The 16,036-nt window shown below is 70.7% G+C and carries 12 protein-coding genes and 1 tRNA gene; 7 read left to right on the plus strand and 6 right to left on the minus strand.

From position 1 onward, the window contains the following. Positions 1-17: 17 nt before the first annotated feature. A tRNA-Gly gene (locus ACICHK_RS21265) sits at positions 18-91 on the minus strand. Between the two features lie 642 nt (positions 92-733). On the opposite strand from ACICHK_RS21265, the gene dcd reads away from it, so the two are divergent. The 3 genes from dcd (at position 734) to ACICHK_RS21280 (ending at position 3,540) form a co-directional block, all read left to right on the plus strand. Further along, positions 734-1,309 carry a dCTP deaminase gene (gene dcd / locus ACICHK_RS21270; RefSeq protein ID WP_151470086.1) on the plus strand — a complete coding sequence of 192 codons (576 nt, stop codon included), beginning with the start codon at positions 734-736 and terminating at the stop codon, positions 1,307-1,309. Positions 1,310-1,319: 10 nt separating this feature from the next. Then, positions 1,320-1,817, plus strand: coding sequence for a phosphoribosyltransferase (locus ACICHK_RS21275; RefSeq protein WP_406841277.1), 498 nt, complete (start codon positions 1,320-1,322; stop codon positions 1,815-1,817). Positions 1,818-2,055: 238 nt separating this feature from the next. Beyond that, a complete protein-coding gene (locus ACICHK_RS21280) occupies positions 2,056-3,540 on the plus strand; it encodes a protein kinase domain-containing protein (RefSeq protein ID WP_406838151.1) in 1,485 nt (494 codons plus the stop codon). Between the two features lie 89 nt (positions 3,541-3,629). On the opposite strand, the gene ACICHK_RS21285 is transcribed toward ACICHK_RS21280, so the two are convergent. The 5 genes from ACICHK_RS21285 to ACICHK_RS21305 form a co-directional block, all read right to left on the minus strand. After that, the gene (locus ACICHK_RS21285; RefSeq protein ID WP_406838152.1) at positions 3,630-4,682 is read right to left on the minus strand and encodes a Yip1 family protein; all 1,053 of its coding nucleotides are present in this window, start codon (positions 4,680-4,682) and stop codon (positions 3,630-3,632) included. Between the two features lie 101 nt (positions 4,683-4,783). Next, entirely contained in the window at positions 4,784-6,274 is a 1,491-nt protein-coding gene (locus ACICHK_RS21290) for an FG-GAP and VCBS repeat-containing protein (protein ID WP_406838153.1), read from the minus strand. A 297-nt stretch (positions 6,275-6,571) separates the two neighbouring features. Then, on the minus strand, positions 6,572-8,038 hold the full coding sequence (locus tag ACICHK_RS21295) for an FG-GAP repeat domain-containing protein (RefSeq protein WP_406838154.1): 1,467 nt from the start codon (positions 8,036-8,038) through the stop codon (positions 6,572-6,574). A gap of 81 nt (positions 8,039-8,119) precedes the next feature. After that, positions 8,120-8,305, minus strand: a complete 186-nt coding sequence (locus ACICHK_RS21300; protein ID WP_406838155.1) for a hypothetical protein — start codon at positions 8,303-8,305, stop codon at positions 8,120-8,122. A gap of 207 nt (positions 8,306-8,512) precedes the next feature. Next, the gene (locus ACICHK_RS21305) at positions 8,513-10,789 is read right to left on the minus strand and encodes a heterodisulfide reductase-related iron-sulfur binding cluster (RefSeq protein WP_151470091.1); all 2,277 of its coding nucleotides are present in this window, start codon (positions 10,787-10,789) and stop codon (positions 8,513-8,515) included. Between the two features lie 264 nt (positions 10,790-11,053). Here ACICHK_RS21305 and ACICHK_RS21310 point away from each other — a divergent pair, with 264 nt between their 5' ends. The 4 genes from ACICHK_RS21310 (at position 11,054) to dnaJ (ending at position 16,035) form a co-directional block, all read left to right on the plus strand. Continuing rightward, entirely contained in the window at positions 11,054-12,169 is a 1,116-nt protein-coding gene (locus ACICHK_RS21310; protein WP_406838156.1) for an MraY family glycosyltransferase, read from the plus strand. 147 nt (positions 12,170-12,316) lie between these two features. After that, positions 12,317-14,161: a molecular chaperone DnaK gene (dnaK, locus tag ACICHK_RS21315; protein WP_103550084.1), complete on the plus strand. Its 1,845-nt coding sequence runs from the start codon at positions 12,317-12,319 to the stop codon at positions 14,159-14,161. Further along, positions 14,158-14,817: a nucleotide exchange factor GrpE gene (grpE, locus tag ACICHK_RS21320; RefSeq protein ID WP_151470093.1), complete on the plus strand. Its 660-nt coding sequence runs from the start codon at positions 14,158-14,160 to the stop codon at positions 14,815-14,817. Before dnaK ends, grpE begins: the two co-directional genes overlap by 4 nt. Before the next feature lie 33 nt (positions 14,818-14,850). Then, positions 14,851-16,035 carry a molecular chaperone DnaJ gene (gene dnaJ, locus ACICHK_RS21325; RefSeq protein WP_406838157.1) on the plus strand — a complete coding sequence of 395 codons (1,185 nt, stop codon included), beginning with the start codon at positions 14,851-14,853 and terminating at the stop codon, positions 16,033-16,035. Position 16,036: the final 1 nt, after the last annotated feature.

Genomic DNA, 16,036 nt, shown 5'->3' on the forward strand with positions numbered 1-16,036 from the left:
GACCTGGGCCTTATCCATGGAGCGGGTGACGAGAATCGAACTCGCACTCTCAGCTTGGGAAGCTGATGTTCTACCACTAAACTACACCCGCGTAAGACGCCGGCTGGGCCGGTGCCGAATGCTCGCTCACTGTACCTCATGCCCGGCCCCCGGCGTCGAAGCCGCGGGGTCCGCTTGCGTTTCGGGGGGGCGGACGAGGCTGCGGGGAGCCGGAGTTGGGGCGTACGGTGGGGTGACGGAGGGAGCCCGGGTGGGGCCGGAGTGCCGCCTGGAGAGCCGTCTCTTTCATCCCGTAATGTGGCTTTCGGCGTCAGGGAATCAGCCTGACGCGGCTCATGGGGAAGGGACTCTGGGACTTGATGGAGCGCACCGTCGTCCGTTGTGCCGAGGGGCACGTGTTCAGCACCGCTTCGTTCCCGATGCAGCGGGCCGAGCGGCTCGGCCCCGGCCGGCTGCTCCGCTGCCCACGGTGTGCCCGGCTCCGCAGTGTGGTGCCGGTGGCCTTGGAGAGGGCAGTGCCGGAGCAGTAGGACGCAGTGACAGCGGCGGTGCGGCAGGGGCGGGCGCGGCAGGAACGTGTCGGCACCGGGGCACTGCCGTGACGGCGACGGCGACGGCGTGGTGACGTGGGGTCGTCGTGGCGTCGCCGTGGTGGACGAAGCGAAGGAACGGCACGGGCGCGCGGGGCCGCCACGATTGTGGTGGCCCCGCGCGCCTTGCGTATCCTCAGGACGTGCTTCTCTCTGACAAGGACATCCGGGCCGAGATCGACGCCGGGCGGGTCCGGATCGATCCCTACGACGAATCCATGGTGCAGCCGTCGAGCATCGATGTGCGGCTCGACCGCTACTTCCGGGTGTTCGAGAATCACCGCTACCCCCACATCGACCCCTCGGTCGAGCAGGCGGACCTCACGCGGCTCGTCGAGCCCGAGGGCGACGAGCCGTTCATCCTCCACCCCGGGGAGTTCGTTCTCGCCAGCACGTACGAGGTCATCACGCTGCCCGACGACATCGCCTCGCGGCTCGAGGGCAAGAGCTCGCTGGGACGGCTGGGGCTGGTCACCCACTCCACCGCCGGGTTCATCGACCCCGGGTTCTCCGGGCACGTGACCCTCGAGCTGTCCAACCTGGCGACCCTGCCGATCAAGCTCTGGCCGGGGATGAAGATCGGGCAGCTGTGCATGTTCCGGCTCAGCTCGCCGGCCGAGTTCCCCTACGGCAGCGACCGGTACGGCTCCCGCTACCAGGGCCAGCGCGGACCGACCCCCTCGCGCTCCTTCCTGAACTTCCACCGCACCCAGGTCTGAGGCGATGACCATGTCCCCCGTGCGCGAGAACCTCACCTACGAAGGGTTCGGCGTCGCCGTACGCGAACTCGCCCAGACGATCGCCGACGACGGCTACGAGCCCGACATCGTGCTCTCGATCGCCCGCGGCGGCGTCTTCGTCGCGGGAGGGCTCGCCTACGCCCTCGACTGCAAGAACATCCACCTGGTGAACGTCGAGTTCTACACGGGGGTGGGGACGACGCTGGAGATGCCGGTCATGCTGGCCCCCGTCCCCAACGCGATCGACTTCTCCGACAAGAAGGTCCTGATCACCGACGACGTCGCCGACACGGGCAAGACGCTCAAGCTCGTGCACGACTTCTGCGTCGGCGAGGTCGCCGAGGTCCGCAGCGCCGTGATCTACGAGAAGACCCAGTCGCTCGTGAAGTGCGAGTACGTCTGGAAGCGGACCGACGAGTGGATCAACTTCCCGTGGAGCGCCGAACCGCCCGTCGTCCGGCGGGCCGGGCAGGTGCTCGACGCGTAGGCGTGGGGCGCCGCCGCGACGGTCGGCGGACGTGACGTGTGAGAGGGGCTCCCGGCAATGCAGGGAGCCCCTCTCCCGTACCTCGTGGTCGCCCGCGCATGAGGCTCTGATCACGTCACCCGATGGGAACGGTGCCCGGCGTCTAGGGTCTCTTCCCGTGTGTCGAACGCGATCTGCGAACCACGGACCGCCGGCGTCGACACGTACGAGGACGTGGACGGCCCGTTGGGGGAACGTGGTGGAGCACAGGACGCTGGGGCAGCGGTACGAGCTGGTGGAGCAGCTCGGCCAGGGCGGGATGGGCACGGTGTACCGGGCCGTCGACCACCGCCTGCGCCGTACCGTCGCGGTCAAGACGCTCTCCGCCGAGCTGGCGCTGCAGCAGCAGTTCCTCGCCCGGTTCCAGCGCGAGGCACACGCGGCCGCCGCGCTCAACCATCCCGGCGTGGCGACCGTGTACGACGTGGGCGAGGACGTGGTGGACGGCTGCGCCGTGCCGTACCTGGTCATGGAGTACGTCGAGGGCCGGACCCTCGCCCAGGCCCTGGGGGACGGAACCTTGTCGGCCGAGCAGGCGGTCGACGCGGCGGGGCAGGTGCTCGAGGCACTGCGGCACAGTCACGGCCACGGCATAGTGCACCGGGACATCAAGCCTGCGAACGTCATGCTCACCCGGGCCGGGACGGCCAAGGTCCTCGACTTCGGCATCGCGAAGGCGCTCAGCGAGCTGGCGACCCGACTGACCGGGACGGGCGTGGCGGTCGGTACCCCCGCCTATCTGGCGCCCGAGCAGATCGAAGGCCGCGACGCGGACCACCGGACGGACCTGTACGCGGTGGGCTGCCTGCTGTACGAGTTGCTGACCGGCCGCCCTCCGTACACCGGGGAGTCGCCGTTCTCGGTGATGCACCAGCACCTGGTGCAGGAGCCTGTGCCGCCGTCGCGGCTGCGCCCGGGACTGCCGCCGGGCGTGGACGCGGTCGTGCTGCGGGCGCTGCGCAAGCGCCGGGAGGACCGGTTCGCCGACGCGGCGGAGATGAAGGCGGAGCTGGATCGGGCCGCGCGGATGTCCACGGCACCCACGATGCCGACCCCGGCTGCCGCGGACCCCCGTGCTCAGGCGGACCGGCCCGAGCCGGCGGAGACTCCGCGACACGACCGGGCCGTGACGGGACCGGACCGGATCCGGTCCCTGGGGCGGGTGGTGTTCCAGCCCACGCCGGAGGGGATGGTCGCGCTCCTCGGCAGCGCCCTCGCGGTGGTGGTGTCGCGGTCCGAGATGATCGATACCGAGCACTTCCCTCTGGTCGCTCTGCTCGGCGGCCTCGCGGGGTGTGTACTGCTGCTGTGGTCGGCCCGCCTGGCGTGTGCCGTGGCATGGGCTCCGGTGGCGGAGGCCGTGGCGGTGTGGTCGGGGTTCTCCCGCGCCGAACTGGGCTGGGAGACGCGGTACGTCGTCATCGCCCTGCTGCTGGGGCTCGTCGCCGGGCTGTGCCTGACCGCCGCCTACCAGGACGGGCGTTCGGGCGGGTTCGCGCTGGTGGCGTTCTGGTTCACGGGGCTGACGTCGGTGTGGTACTTCCTCGACGACCTGCACAAGATCGGCGTGTTCTACGTCCTGCTGCTCGGGGTCTGTCTCGCCCTCGGCACTCAGACCCTGAAGACCCGTCTCGCCGATTCCCGCAGCTCCGCCGTCCCGGCCCCGGAGCCGGCTGCCCGCTGAGTCGGACGTGACACGAGAGAGGGGCTCCCGGCGATGCCGGGAGCCCCTCTCTCGTGCGCCCTGGGCGGGCGTGTGCGCCGTCGTGGGCGTCAGAACGTGCCCAGCTTGATGATCGACAGGATGGCGATCAGCTGAATGGACGAAGCGGCGAGGGCCTTCGGCCACGGGAGGTCGTGGGACTTGCCGACCATCAGGGTCAGCAGGGCGCCCGCGGCGACCCAGGTGATCCAGCCGAGGAGCTTCACGAAGGACGCGTCGCCGCCGAGGAACATGGCGAAGACCAGCCGCGGGGCGTCCGTTATGGACATGATCAGCATCGAGAGGCCGACCGTGGGCTGCCAGGCGCCGTCGCCGCCGAGCTGACGGGCCAGGGTGTGGGTGACCACGCCCAGGACGAACGTGCTGAGCACGAGCGCGACGGCGGTGGTCAGGACGATCGGGACGGCGTTGGAGAGGGTCGCGTTGATCGCGTCCTCGCGGGCGCCGTCGAAGCCGAAGACCGCCAGCAGGCCGTAGAGGAACGTCACGATCAGGGCCGGGGCCCACATCGTGTAGTCGCGCATCTGGAGGAAGGTCCGGTTCGGGGCCGTCACGATGCCCGTGAGCAGGTCCTTCCAGTGCAGCTTGGGGCCGACCGGCGGAGCGGGCGACCGGCCCGCCTGGTAGACGTCCCCCTGGTTGTAGGGGTCCTCGCCGATCGAGAAGGCCTGGGTGTGGCCGGGGCTGTTCGCGGCGTACGGGTCCGGACCCTGCTGCGGGTGTCCGTCGCCGAAGTACTCCGGCTCGCCGTGCCCGCCGCCGTGTCCGCCGCCCTGGGGCCAGCCGCCCTGCTGTCCGCCGCGATAGGGCTGCCCGCCCTGCTGCGGTCCGCCGTACGGCTGCTGTCCCCCGTACTGCGGCTGCGGTGGCGCGGGCGGGTAGCCGTACGGCTGCTGCCCGCCTCCCCGGGGGGACTGCTGCCCACGTCCCTGGGAGGACTGTCCGTACGACGGTTGTTGTTGCGGTCGCCCTTGCGGGGCACGGTTGTCCCGGCCCCCGCGTCCGATCCTGAATCCAGCCACGTCATCGAACGTACCTGGTCCTGGCGGGCGGTGTGCGGGGGCCGGGGCAACGGGCCCGGCATTGGGTCCGAGCTGTGACATCCCTTAAGGGAGCGCCGCGGGCTGCCCCTACGGGGGCGGCCGCCCGGCGAAACGCCGTGGTGGGAGGGGCCGCCCGGACGGGGCGGCCCCTTCGGGGGCGGTCAGTCGGCGAAGAGGGCGCCGAACTGGGGGGTGCCCGACGTCGAGACGCCCGACGCGTCCGGGGCGACGAAGCGGGAGCCGGCCGTGGTGATCGTGTGGCCGTCGGAGGGCAGGTAGACGACCGCGCCGTCGGCGGAGTTCTCGTACGAGCCGACGAGCAGGTCGGCCTTCCCGTCGCCGTTGACGTCGTCGAGCTTGACGTCCGCGCCGAACAGGTCGCCCTTCTCGTCGTTGCCGGGGACGCCCGCCGTGCTCTGCGCGAACGCCTGGATGCCGGAGGAGACGTTGATGCCGGACGCGGAGCCGTACATGACGGTGACCATGCCGGTGTTGGTGACGCCGCCGAGGTCCTCGTTCGGGGCCGAGACGACCAGGTCCTGGAAGCCGTCGCCGTTGACGTCGCCCATGTCCAGGTCCCAGCCGAAGCCGTCGCCCTTCTCCGAGGAGCCGGGGACGTTGCCGCTGTTCTGGGTGACCCCGGTCGTGCCGGCCGGGCCGGACGCCGAGCCGTAGGTGATGTTCACCTTGCCGCCGTTGGCGGAGTCCGGGACCGGGGTGCCGTCGTCCAGGGTGCCGTCCCAGCCCGCGCCGCTGACGATGTCGCCGAAGCCGTCGCCGTTGATGTCGCCGATGCCGGTGATGATGCCGGTCTTGAGGGCCTTGGCGGACGCCACGCTCAGGCCGCTCGCCGTGCCGGGCACGTAGTAGTTCGTGTTCCAGCCGTCGGACTGCGTCTCGAAGCCGTCGACGATCAGGTCGGTCCTGCCGTCGCCGTTCACGTCGCCCGCGGTCAGGCTCATCGGGCCGTAGGGGCTGTCGTTGGTGCCCGACTGGATCGGGGGCTTGATCGTCGTACGGCCGCCGGGGGTGCCGGACGTGCTGAAGCCGCCCTTGTAGACGTAGAGCGTGCTCGCCGAGCTGCCGACCACGAGGTCGGCCTTCCCGTCGCCGTCGAAGTCGCCGGCGGCCAGGTCCTTGCCCCAGTAGTCGTGCGAGGAGGGGGACGGGTCCGGGACGTCGACGCTCTTGCCGGTGAGGCCGTTCGCGGAGCCCCAGAGGATGGCGAGGGCGCCGCCGTTGGTGTCCGTTCCGACCTTCTCCCACGGGGAGGAGACGGCGAGGTCGTCGTAACCGTCGCCGTTGAAGTCGGCGTACGCCGTCTCGCCGCCGAAGCCGTCGCCGGCCTCGGCGGTGCCGGGGACGCCGGTGGTGTTCTGGCTGATCGTGGAGCGCTTGGCGGACGACACGCCGGTGGCGGTGCCGTAGAGGGCGACGATCTGGCCGGCGCCCGCGTGCCCGCTGACGGAGGCGCCGTGGGCCGAGACGGCCACGTCACCGATGTGGTCGCCGTTGAAGTCGGCCTGCGGGACCCTGGCGGAGTCCGCGGCGGTCGCGGTCGCGGCCGAGAAGGTGAGCAGGCCGCCCGTCAGCGCGGCGGCCGTCGCCGTCGCGAGGGCCAGTCGCACGTGGTGCGGGTGACGCTTGTGCATGCGGGGTTCTCCTGCGGCATGCGGGGACGCTTGGGGGCGCGTCCAGAGTCGATGGGTTGTCGTACCACCCGTGTTCACCTGGAGTTGTTCCGGGAGTGGCGAGGTGGTCGTCCAACAGGAGACCGGTCAAGGTGGTTGAGGGTTGTACGTGCATGCGAAGAATTTTTGAGCCGTGCGGGGTTCACGGGGTGCGACACCCCGGCCACGCCGAAGCCGCCCGGTCGCACGGTGCGTCGAGACCGCGTCGGCCGCGCAGCCGGCCGGCGCACGGGTCGTCGCGCGGCCGTCGCCGCGGCACTACGTCAGCCGCAGGGGGACGTCGATGTCGTCCGGTGTGAAGAGCCGTGTCTCCTTGGGAGCGAACCCGTCGTCCGTGCCCCGCAGCACCAGGTACGCGCCCTTCCTCTTCTCGTACAGCGGCCCGAAGACGACCGCGTCCATGTGGCCGTCGCCGTCGACGTCGAGCAGCGGGGGACGGTGGTTGAACGCGTTCCAGTCGTACGGGTTCGGGGTGCCGGGCAGGCCGTCGGTCTTCGAGTCGATCCCCTGCTCGCCGTCGAGGGACTGGGTCCCGTCCGCCCCGCCGGGCAGCAGCGTCACCTTGCCGTCGTGGCCCCGGAAGGTCGGGGTGTTCACGACGACGTCCGGTCTCCCGTCGCCGTCGACGTCGCCGACGGCGGGCGACGAGCCGAAGCCGCTGGAGTACCAGTCGGCAGCGCCCGTGCTGCCGATCACGGTCCGCTCGCGGCCGGTGTCCAGACCGGACTTCGCCCCGTACAGGATCGTCAGGGTGCCCGTCGGGAACTTGGTGTGCACGAGCAGGTCGGGGAGGCCGTCGCCGTCCGCGTCCCCGGTCTCCGGGACACCGGGCTCCGTCAGGCCACCGATGGTCTTCTCCTGACGGGTGTCCCGCACAAGCCCCTGTTCGCCGCCCTCGTACACGCCGGTCGAGTGCAGGTCGGAGGGCGGGCCCTTGCCCTCCTCCACGTCTGACTCGTCCTGCTCGAAGTCGAGGGAGTACGTGAACACCACCTCGGCCCTGCCGTCGCCGTCGAAGTCACCGGTGGTGGCCGTGGCGGGTGTGACATAGCCGTGCTGGCTGAGGTCGAGAACGGCCCGCCGGGCCGGTGTCCCCTCGCGGTCGAAGGGCCCGTACAGGAGCAGCCCGTCGCCGCCCTTCCCGGTGGCGTTGGGGTTGCCCGAGCCGCTGTGGCCGCCGTGGCCGCCGTCGAGCAGGTCCACGGAGCCGTCGCCGTCGAAGTCGGCGGCGGCCAACGGGCGGAAGCCGGCGGGCAGGTCGAGCCGGCGGGCGCCGCTCAGCCCGTGCGCGCCGCCGAACAGCGCGAAGGTCTCGCGTGCGGTTTCGCCCGTACCACGGCTGCCGACCAGGTCCGTGAAGCCGTCGCCGTCGAGGTCGGTGCGCAGGGGCGCCGACGTGAAGGCCGCGTCCGGCTCGGTGCCGGCCGGAGTCCGTCGTGCCGTGGTGGTGACGAGGCCCGTGCGCGATCCGTAGACCACGACCAGGTTCTCCGCGTGTTTCTTCCCGTCCTTGGACTTCGACCGCACGACGTCCACGAAGTCGTCGTAGCCGTCGCCGTTGAAGTCGCCGGGGTCGGAGTGTTCGGCGGGCTTTCCGGCGGCGGGCCTCGTGGTGGCGGGGCGGGAGGAGCGGCCGCCTCCGAAGAGCCCGCTCGCGCCGGACCCCGCGACCGTGAGCAGAAGGGCGCACCCCAGGACGGCGGCCGGACGGTGGCGGGTACGCATGGCGGGCTCCAGGAGGGACTACGGGGCCGGACGGGGATCAGGGGGGTGTCGGGGGCGGACTCGTCGACACGTCCTGATCCGTCAGGTCTCCGACAGGAACGCGGCGGTGGAGAAGGTGACGTCGGCGGCGGCCTCGCCGCCCTTGTCCTGCGGGACGGGGAGCCGGGCGGGGGCGTCGGCGGCCCGCACGGGTGTCCGGCGCGGAGGAGGGCGCGGCCGAGAGCCGTCGCCGTACGTGTCCCGCGTGTTCGCCCGTGCACCGCTCACCTCGTCAGCCCCGTGGAAAGCGACGGGATCATGATGCACGCGTTCGGGTTACGGCGACACCCCCGTGCTCCGGGGAGCACGGGGGTGTCGGTCGTACCGATCCGGACCGGGCCGGTCGGCCTGTGCCTGACGGGCCGGGTCAGGCGGCTGTGTCAGACAGTCGTGTGTGTCGGACGGTCGTGCCGGACGGTCGTCCGGGCGGGGCGGCTACTTCACCGGCTCCGGCTCGGGCTCGCTCTCCGACTCGGCCGCGCCCGCCGGGGGCTCTTCCTCGACCGGGGTCTTGACGGACTCGAGGAGCAGCTGGGCGACGTCGACGACCTGGACGGACTCCTTGGCCTTGCCGTCGTTCTTCTTGCCGTTGACCGAGTCGGTCAGCATGACGAGGCAGAACGGGCAGGCGGTGGAGACGATGTCGGGGTTCAGCGACAGGGCCTCGTCGACACGCTCGTTGTTGATGCGCTTGCCGATCCGCTCCTCCATCCACATCCGCGCGCCGCCGGCGCCGCAGCAGAAGCCGCGCTCCTTGTGGCGGTGCATCTCCTGCTGGCGCAGGCCGGGGACGGCGGACATGATCTCGCGCGGGGGCGTGTAGACCTTGTTGTGGCGGCCCAGGTAGCACGGGTCGTGGTACGTGATCAGACCCTCGACCGGGGTCACCGGGAGCAGCTTGCCCTCGTCGATGAGGTGCTGGAGCAGCTGGGTGTGGTGGATGACCTCGTAGTCGCCGCCGAGCTGCGGGTACTCGTTGCCGATGGTGTTGAGGCAGTGCGGGCAGGTGGCGACGATCTTCTTCGCCGACTTCGGCTTCTTCGTCGACTCGTCCTCGTCGTCCTCGCCGAAGGCCATGTTCAGCGCGGCGACGTTCTCCATGCCGAGCTCCTGGAACAGGGGCTCGTTGCCGAGGCGGCGGGCGGAGTCACCGGTGCACTTCTCGTCGCCGCCCATGATCGCGAACTTGACGCCCGCCATGTGCAGCAGCTCCGCGAAGGCCTTGGTGGTCTTCTTGGCGCGGTCCTCCAGGGCGCCGGCGCAGCCGACCCAGTAGAGGTACTCGACCTCGGAGAGGTCCTCGATGTCCTTGCCGACGACCGGGACCTCGAACTCGACCTCCTTGAGCCACTCCAGGCGCTGCTTCTTCGCCAGGCCCCAGGGGTTGCCCTTCTTCTCCAGGTTCTTGAGCATCGTGCCCGCCTCGGACGGGAACGCGCTCTCGATCATCACCTGGTAGCGGCGCATGTCGACGATGTGGTCGATGTGCTCGATGTCGACCGGGCACTGCTCGACGCAGGCGCCGCAGGTGGTGCAGGACCACAGGACGTCCGGGTCGATGACGCCGTTCTCCTCGGCGGTGCCGATCAGCGGGCGCTCGGCCTCGGCGAGGGCGGCGGCGGGAACGTCCTTGAGCTGCTCCTCGGACGCCTTCTCCTCGCCCTCCATGGTCTTGCCGCCGCCGGCCAGCAGGTACGGGGCCTTGGCGTGCGCGTGGTCGCGCAGCGACATGATCAGGAGCTTGGGGGAGAGCGGCTTGCCGGTGTTCCAGGCGGGGCACTGCGACTGGCAGCGGCCGCACTCGGTGCAGGTGGAGAAGTCGAGCAGGCCCTTCCAGGAGAACTGCTCGACCTGGGAGACGCCGAAGACGTCGTCCTCACCGGGGTCGGTGAAGTCGATCGGCTTGCCGCCGGAGGTCATCGGCTGGAGGCCGCCGAGGGCGGTCTCGCCCGTCGCGTTGCGCTTGAACCAGATGTTCGGGAAGCCCAGGAACCGGTGCCAGGCCACGCCCATGTTGGTGTTGAGCGAGACCACGATCATCCAGATGAACGAGGTGCTGATCTTCACCATGGCGGTGAGGTAGATCAGGTTCTGCAGGGTGGTGACGCTCAGGCCCTTGAAGGCCAGGACCAGCGGGTACGAGGCGAAGTACGCGGCCTCGTAGTGCTCCACGTGGTGGATGGCGCCCTCGAGACCGCGCAGCACGTAGATGGCGAGGCCGATGGTGAGGATGACGTACTCGACGAAGTACGCCTGGCCGGCCTTGGAGCCCGCGAAGCGGGACTTGCGGCCCGGGCGGGACGGCAGGCTCAGCAGGCGGATCGCGATGAGCACGGCGATGCCGAGGATCGTCATCACGCCGATGAACTCGATGTACAGCTCGAACGGCAGGAAGCCGCCGATGACCGGCAGCGTCCAGTCGGCCGAGAAGAGCTGGCCGAAGGCCTGGGCGAGGGTCGGCGGCAGGGTCAGGAAGCCGATCGCCACGAACCAGTGGGCGAAGCCGACGATCCCCCAGCGGTTCATCCGCGTGTGGCCGAGGAACTCCTTGACCAGTGTCACGCTGCGCGCGTAGGGGTTGTCGGTCCGGGTACCGGCCGGGACCGGCTGTCCCAGCTTGAAGTACCGGACGAACTGACCGATGGCGCGTGCTAGCAGCGCAACGCCGACCACGGTCAGGACCAGCGACACAATGATCGCGGCGAGTTGCATTCGGGGGCTCCTCGGGCCTGCGAGGTGTTCTTCGAGGCGGTCTCGAAGGTGATTACTAAGCGGTAACTTATGCAGTCCGTCTGAGACTACCCACTTCCTCCGCCGCACTGTAGTCAGCGGTGCGGTGATCTGCGTCGCTGAGGGAAGCCTGAGTGGGCGCCCGGGGGACGGGTACCGGGTGCGGTTCGTCCGGTGACGACAGGACACGTGAACCCGATCGTGTTATTCACCCAATACTGTGACAATTCCCCCTAAATTGGCGACGTGCTGTACGGAATCACGGCCGCCACCGCCGCTCTGCTCCTGACCGCCGCACTCGCCGGGCTGCTGCGGTCGCTCTCCCTGCGCCTCGGCCCGGCCGGCGGGGCGGGGCCTCCCGCGCGCCGGGCGAGACCGCGGACCCCCGGAAGGAGCAAGCCCGTTCCGCTCCTCGGCGGGCTGGCCGTGGTGGGCACGACGGCGCTCGTCGGCTGGGCCGGGGACTGGACCGGTGCCGCCCCGCTCGGGCCGGAGGCCGGGGAGCTGCTGGTCGCCGGGATCGTGGTCGCCCTGCTCGGACTGGCCGCCGATCTGCTGCCCGTGCCCCCGGTGGTGTGCGCGGCGGGCGTCACCGTCGCCGCCGCGCTGACCGTCCCCTATGACGAGCTCGGTGTGCCGGCCGGGATCCTGGCGGTGGCCTGGACCGTCTTCGTCACGCAGGCCTTCCGCTCGCTGGACCACGCCGACGGGGTGATGGGGACGGTCGGCGTCATCACCGCGTTCGCGCTCAGCGGGTGCGCGGCCGCCGAGATCATGGACGGGCTCGCCGCGCTGCTCAGCGTGCTGGCCGCCGCCCTCACCGGCTTCCTCATGCACGGATGGCCGCCGGCCCGGATCGCGCCGGGACGCTGCGGATCGCTGTTCGCGGGGTTCGTGCTGGCCTCGGCGGCCGTGCGGGTGCACGCGGAGCGGCCCCCCGGACCCGGCCTCGGCGCCGCGTTCGCGCTGACGGCCGTGGCCGGCGCGGACGTCCTCCTGGTCCTGGTGTCGCGGCGCCGGGCGGGGCGGCCGCTGCTGCGCCCGGCGCCGGACCACCTGGTGCACCGGCTGCGCCGGGCGGGGCTCACCCGGCAGGGGGGCCTGGTCGTGACGGGACTGGCGGCGTTCGCGGCCGCGCTCGTGGGGCTGTGCATCGATCTCGGGTGGCTGGGGGCCGGGGCGGCCTGGTGGCCGGCCGGTGCCGTGGCGGCGGTCGTCGTCATGGGAGCCGTGCGTCCCGGGCCCCGTCCGCGCCGGGACCGTCCGCACGCGATCCCCGCCCCCGGGGGACCCGTCCCGAGGGCGCTCGGGCGTCCGGGGCGCCCCCGTCCGGAGGCGCCGGGCGCGGTGAAGGTTCACTGACTCTCTGAGAAAACAGCAGCTCAGAGGCTCCATGCGTGTAAGGAACGGATAAGAGTTGAGCCCCTGCGACTCAGGTCTGTTGACCGGGAGGCGGACGTCGTGCACACTTGAGTCCGTTCCACTCAAGTCATTGCTGGAGGAATCGAAATGGCACGTGCGGTCGGCATCGACCTGGGCACGACTAACTCCGTCGTCAGCGTTCTCGAAGGCGGCGAGCCCACCGTCATCACCAACGCCGAAGGCGCCAGGACCACGCCGTCCGTCGTCGCCTTCGCGAAGAACGGCGAGGTGCTCGTCGGCGAGGTCGCCAAGCGCCAGGCGGTCACCAACGTTGACCGGACCATCCGTTCGGTGAAGCGTCACATGGGCACCGACTGGAAGATCGAGCTCGACGGCAAGAGCTTCAACCCGCAGCAGATGAGCGCCTTCATCCTGCAGAAGCTGAAGCGCGACGCCGAGGCGTACCTGGGCGAGAAGGTGGCCGACGCGGTCATCACCGTCCCGGCGTACTTCAACGACTCCGAGCGCCAGGCGACGAAGGAAGCCGGCGAGATCGCCGGTCTGAACGTCCTTCGCATCGTCAACGAGCCGACCGCCGCCGCCCTGGCGTACGGCCTCGACAAGGACGACCAGACGATCCTCGTCTTCGACCTCGGTGGCGGCACCTTCGACGTGTCCCTCCTGGAGATCGGCGACGGCGTCGTCGAGGTGAAGGCCACCAACGGTGACAACCACCTCGGTGGTGACGACTGGGACCAGCGCGTCGTCGACTACCTGGTGCAGCAGTTCCGCTCCGGCCACGGCGTGGACCTCGCCAAGGACAAGATGGCGCTCCAGCGTCTGCGCGAGGCCGCCGAGAAGGCCAAGATCGAGCTGTCCTCGTCCACCGAGACCTCGATCAACCTGCCCTACATCACGGCCTCCGCCGAGGGCCCGCTGCACCTGGACGAGAAGCTCACGCGCGCCCAGTTCCAGCAGCTGACCGCCGACCTCCTGGAGCGCTGCAAGACGCCGTTCCACAACGTCATCAAGGACGCCGGCATCCAGCTGTCCGAGATCGACCACGTCGTCCTCGTCGGCGGCTCGACCCGTATGCCCGCCGTCGCCGAGCTCGTCAAGGAGCTGACCGGCGGCAACGAGGCCAACAAGGGCGTGAACCCGGACGAGGTCGTCGCCATCGGCGCCGCCCTGCAGGCCGGTGTCCTCAAGGGTGAGGTCAAGGACGTCCTGCTCCTCGACGTGACCCCGCTGTCCCTCGGCATCGAGACCAAGGGCGGCATCATGACCAAGCTCATCGAGCGCAACACCACGATCCCGACCAAGCGGTCCGAGATCTTCACGACGGCCGAGGACAACCAGCCGTCCGTGCAGATCCAGGTCTACCAGGGCGAGCGCGAGATCGCGGCGTACAACAAGAAGCTCGGCATGTTCGAGCTGACCGGCCTGCCGCCGGCCCCGCGCGGTGTCCCGCAGATCGAGGTCGCCTTCGACATCGACGCCAACGGCATCATGCACGTGACCGCGAAGGACCTCGGCACGGGCAAGGAGCAGAAGATGACCGTCACCGGCGGCTCCTCGCTGCCGAAGGACGAGGTCGACCGCATGCGCCAGGAGGCCGAGAAGTACGCGGAGGAGGACCACGCCCGCCGCGAGGCCGCCGAGACCCGCAACCAGGGCGAGCAGCTCGTCTACCAGACCGAGAAGTTCCTCAAGGACAACGAGGACAAGGTCCCCGGCGAGATCAAGACCGAGGTCGAGGCCTCCGTCGAGGAGCTCAAGGGCGCGCTCAAGGGCGAGGACATCGCCGAGATCCGCACCGCCACCGAGAAGGTCGCCGCGGTCTCGCAGAAGCTCGGCCAGGCCATGTACGCCGACGCCCAGGCCTCCCAGGCCGCCGGCGGCGACGCCCACGGCGCCGAGGCCCCGAAGGCCGACGACGACGTCGTCGACGCCGAGATCGTCGACGAGGACCGCCGGGACGGTGCCGCGTGACGGAGGAGACCCCGGGCTTCGAAGAGCAGCCCGACGTCCCTTCCGGCGCCACCTCTGACGACGCCGAGCCGCAGACCGCCACCCCCTCTGCGGAGGGGGCGGCGGCCCCGGACGGGGACGCAGCAGCACAGTTGGTCGGCCTGACGGCCCAGCTGGACCAGGCGCGCACGGCACTGACCGAGCGCACCGCGGACCTCCAGCGGCTCCAGGCCGAGTTCCAGAACTACCGCCGCCGCATCGAGCGCGACCGGATCGCGGTCAGGGAGATCGCCGTGGCGAACCTCCTGACCGAACTCCTGCCCGTGCTCGACGACATCGGCCGCGCGCGGGACCACGGGGAACTCGTCGGCGGATTCAAGTCCGTCGCCGAATCCCTGGAGACCGTCGCGGCGAAGATGGGACTCCAGCAGTTCGGCAAGGAGGGCGAGCCCTTCGACCCGACGATCCACGAGGCCCTGATGCACTCGTACGCGCCGGACGTCACGGAGACGACGTGCGTGGCGATTCTGCAGCCGGGGTATCGCTTCGGCGAGCGCACCATCCGCCCCGCGCGGGTGGCCGTCGCGGAGCCGCAGCCCGGGGCGCAGACGGTCAAGGCCGAGGAGCCGGCCGAGGCGGCCGATGACAAGGAGAGCGGTGGCCCGGACGAGGGCTGAGCTTGAACGGACGAGGGAGGAGGGACGTCGGGGATGAGCACCAAGGACTTCATCGAGAAGGACTTCTACAAGGTCCTCGGCGTCCCCAAGGACGCCACCGAGGCCGAGATCAAGAAGGCGTACCGGAAGCTCGCCCGCGAGTTCCATCCGGACGCCAACAAGGGCAATGCCAAGGCCGAGGAGCGCTTCAAGGAGATCTCCGAGGCGAACGACGTGCTCGGCGACGCCAAGAAGCGCAAGGAGTACGACGAGGCACGCGCCCTCTTCGGCAGCGGTGGCTTCCGGCCCGGTCCCGGCGCCGGCGGCAACTTCAACTTCGACCTGGGCGACCTCTTCGGAGGCGGTGCCCAGGGCCAGGGAGCGGGAGGAGCCGGCGGCTTCGGCGGCGGCATAGGTGACGTCTTCGGGGGCCTGTTCAACCGCGGCGGCGCCGGCACGGGCACGCGTACGCAGCCCCGGCGCGGCCAGGACATCGACACCGAGGTCACGCTCTCCTTCACGGAGGCGGTGGACGGCGCGACCGTTCCGCTGCGCATGACCTCGCAGGCGGCCTGCAAGGCCTGTTCGGGCACCGGCGACAAGAACGGCACACCGCGCGTGTGCCCGACCTGCGTCGGCACCGGCCAGGTGGCGCGGGGCTCGGGCGGCGGATTCTCGCTCACGGACCCGTGCCCGGACTGCAAGGGCCGCGGCCTGATCGCCGAGCACCCCTGCATGGAGTGCCAGGGCAGCGGCCGGGCCAAGTCGTCCCGCACGATGCAGGTCCGGATCCCCGCGGGGGTCAGCGACAACCAGCGGATCCGGCTGCGCGGCAAGGGCGCTCCCGGAGAGCGGGGAGGCCCGGCGGGGGACCTGTACGTCACGGTCCACGTCGACGCCCACCCGGTCTTCGGCCGCAAGGACGACAACCTCACCGTCACCGTGCCCGTCACCTTCTCGGAGGCGGCGCTGGGCGGCGAGGTGAAGGTGCCGACGCTGGGCGGCCCCCCGGTGACCCTGAAGCTGCCGCCGGGCACCCCCAACGGACGCACCATGCGCGCCCGGGGCAGGGGCGCGGTCCGCAAGGACGGCAGCCGGGGAGACCTCCTGGTCACCGTCGAGGTGGCGGTCCCCCAGGACCTGTCCGACAAGGCTCGTGACGCCCTGGAGGCGTATCGCGAGGCGACCGCGGGTGAGGACCCGCGGACGGAGCTGTTCCAGGCCGCGAAGGGAGCATGAC

Source organism: Streptomyces sp. AHU1, assembly GCF_045343905.1.
GTDB classification, from domain to species: domain Bacteria; phylum Actinomycetota; class Actinomycetes; order Streptomycetales; family Streptomycetaceae; genus Streptomyces; species Streptomyces triticiradicis.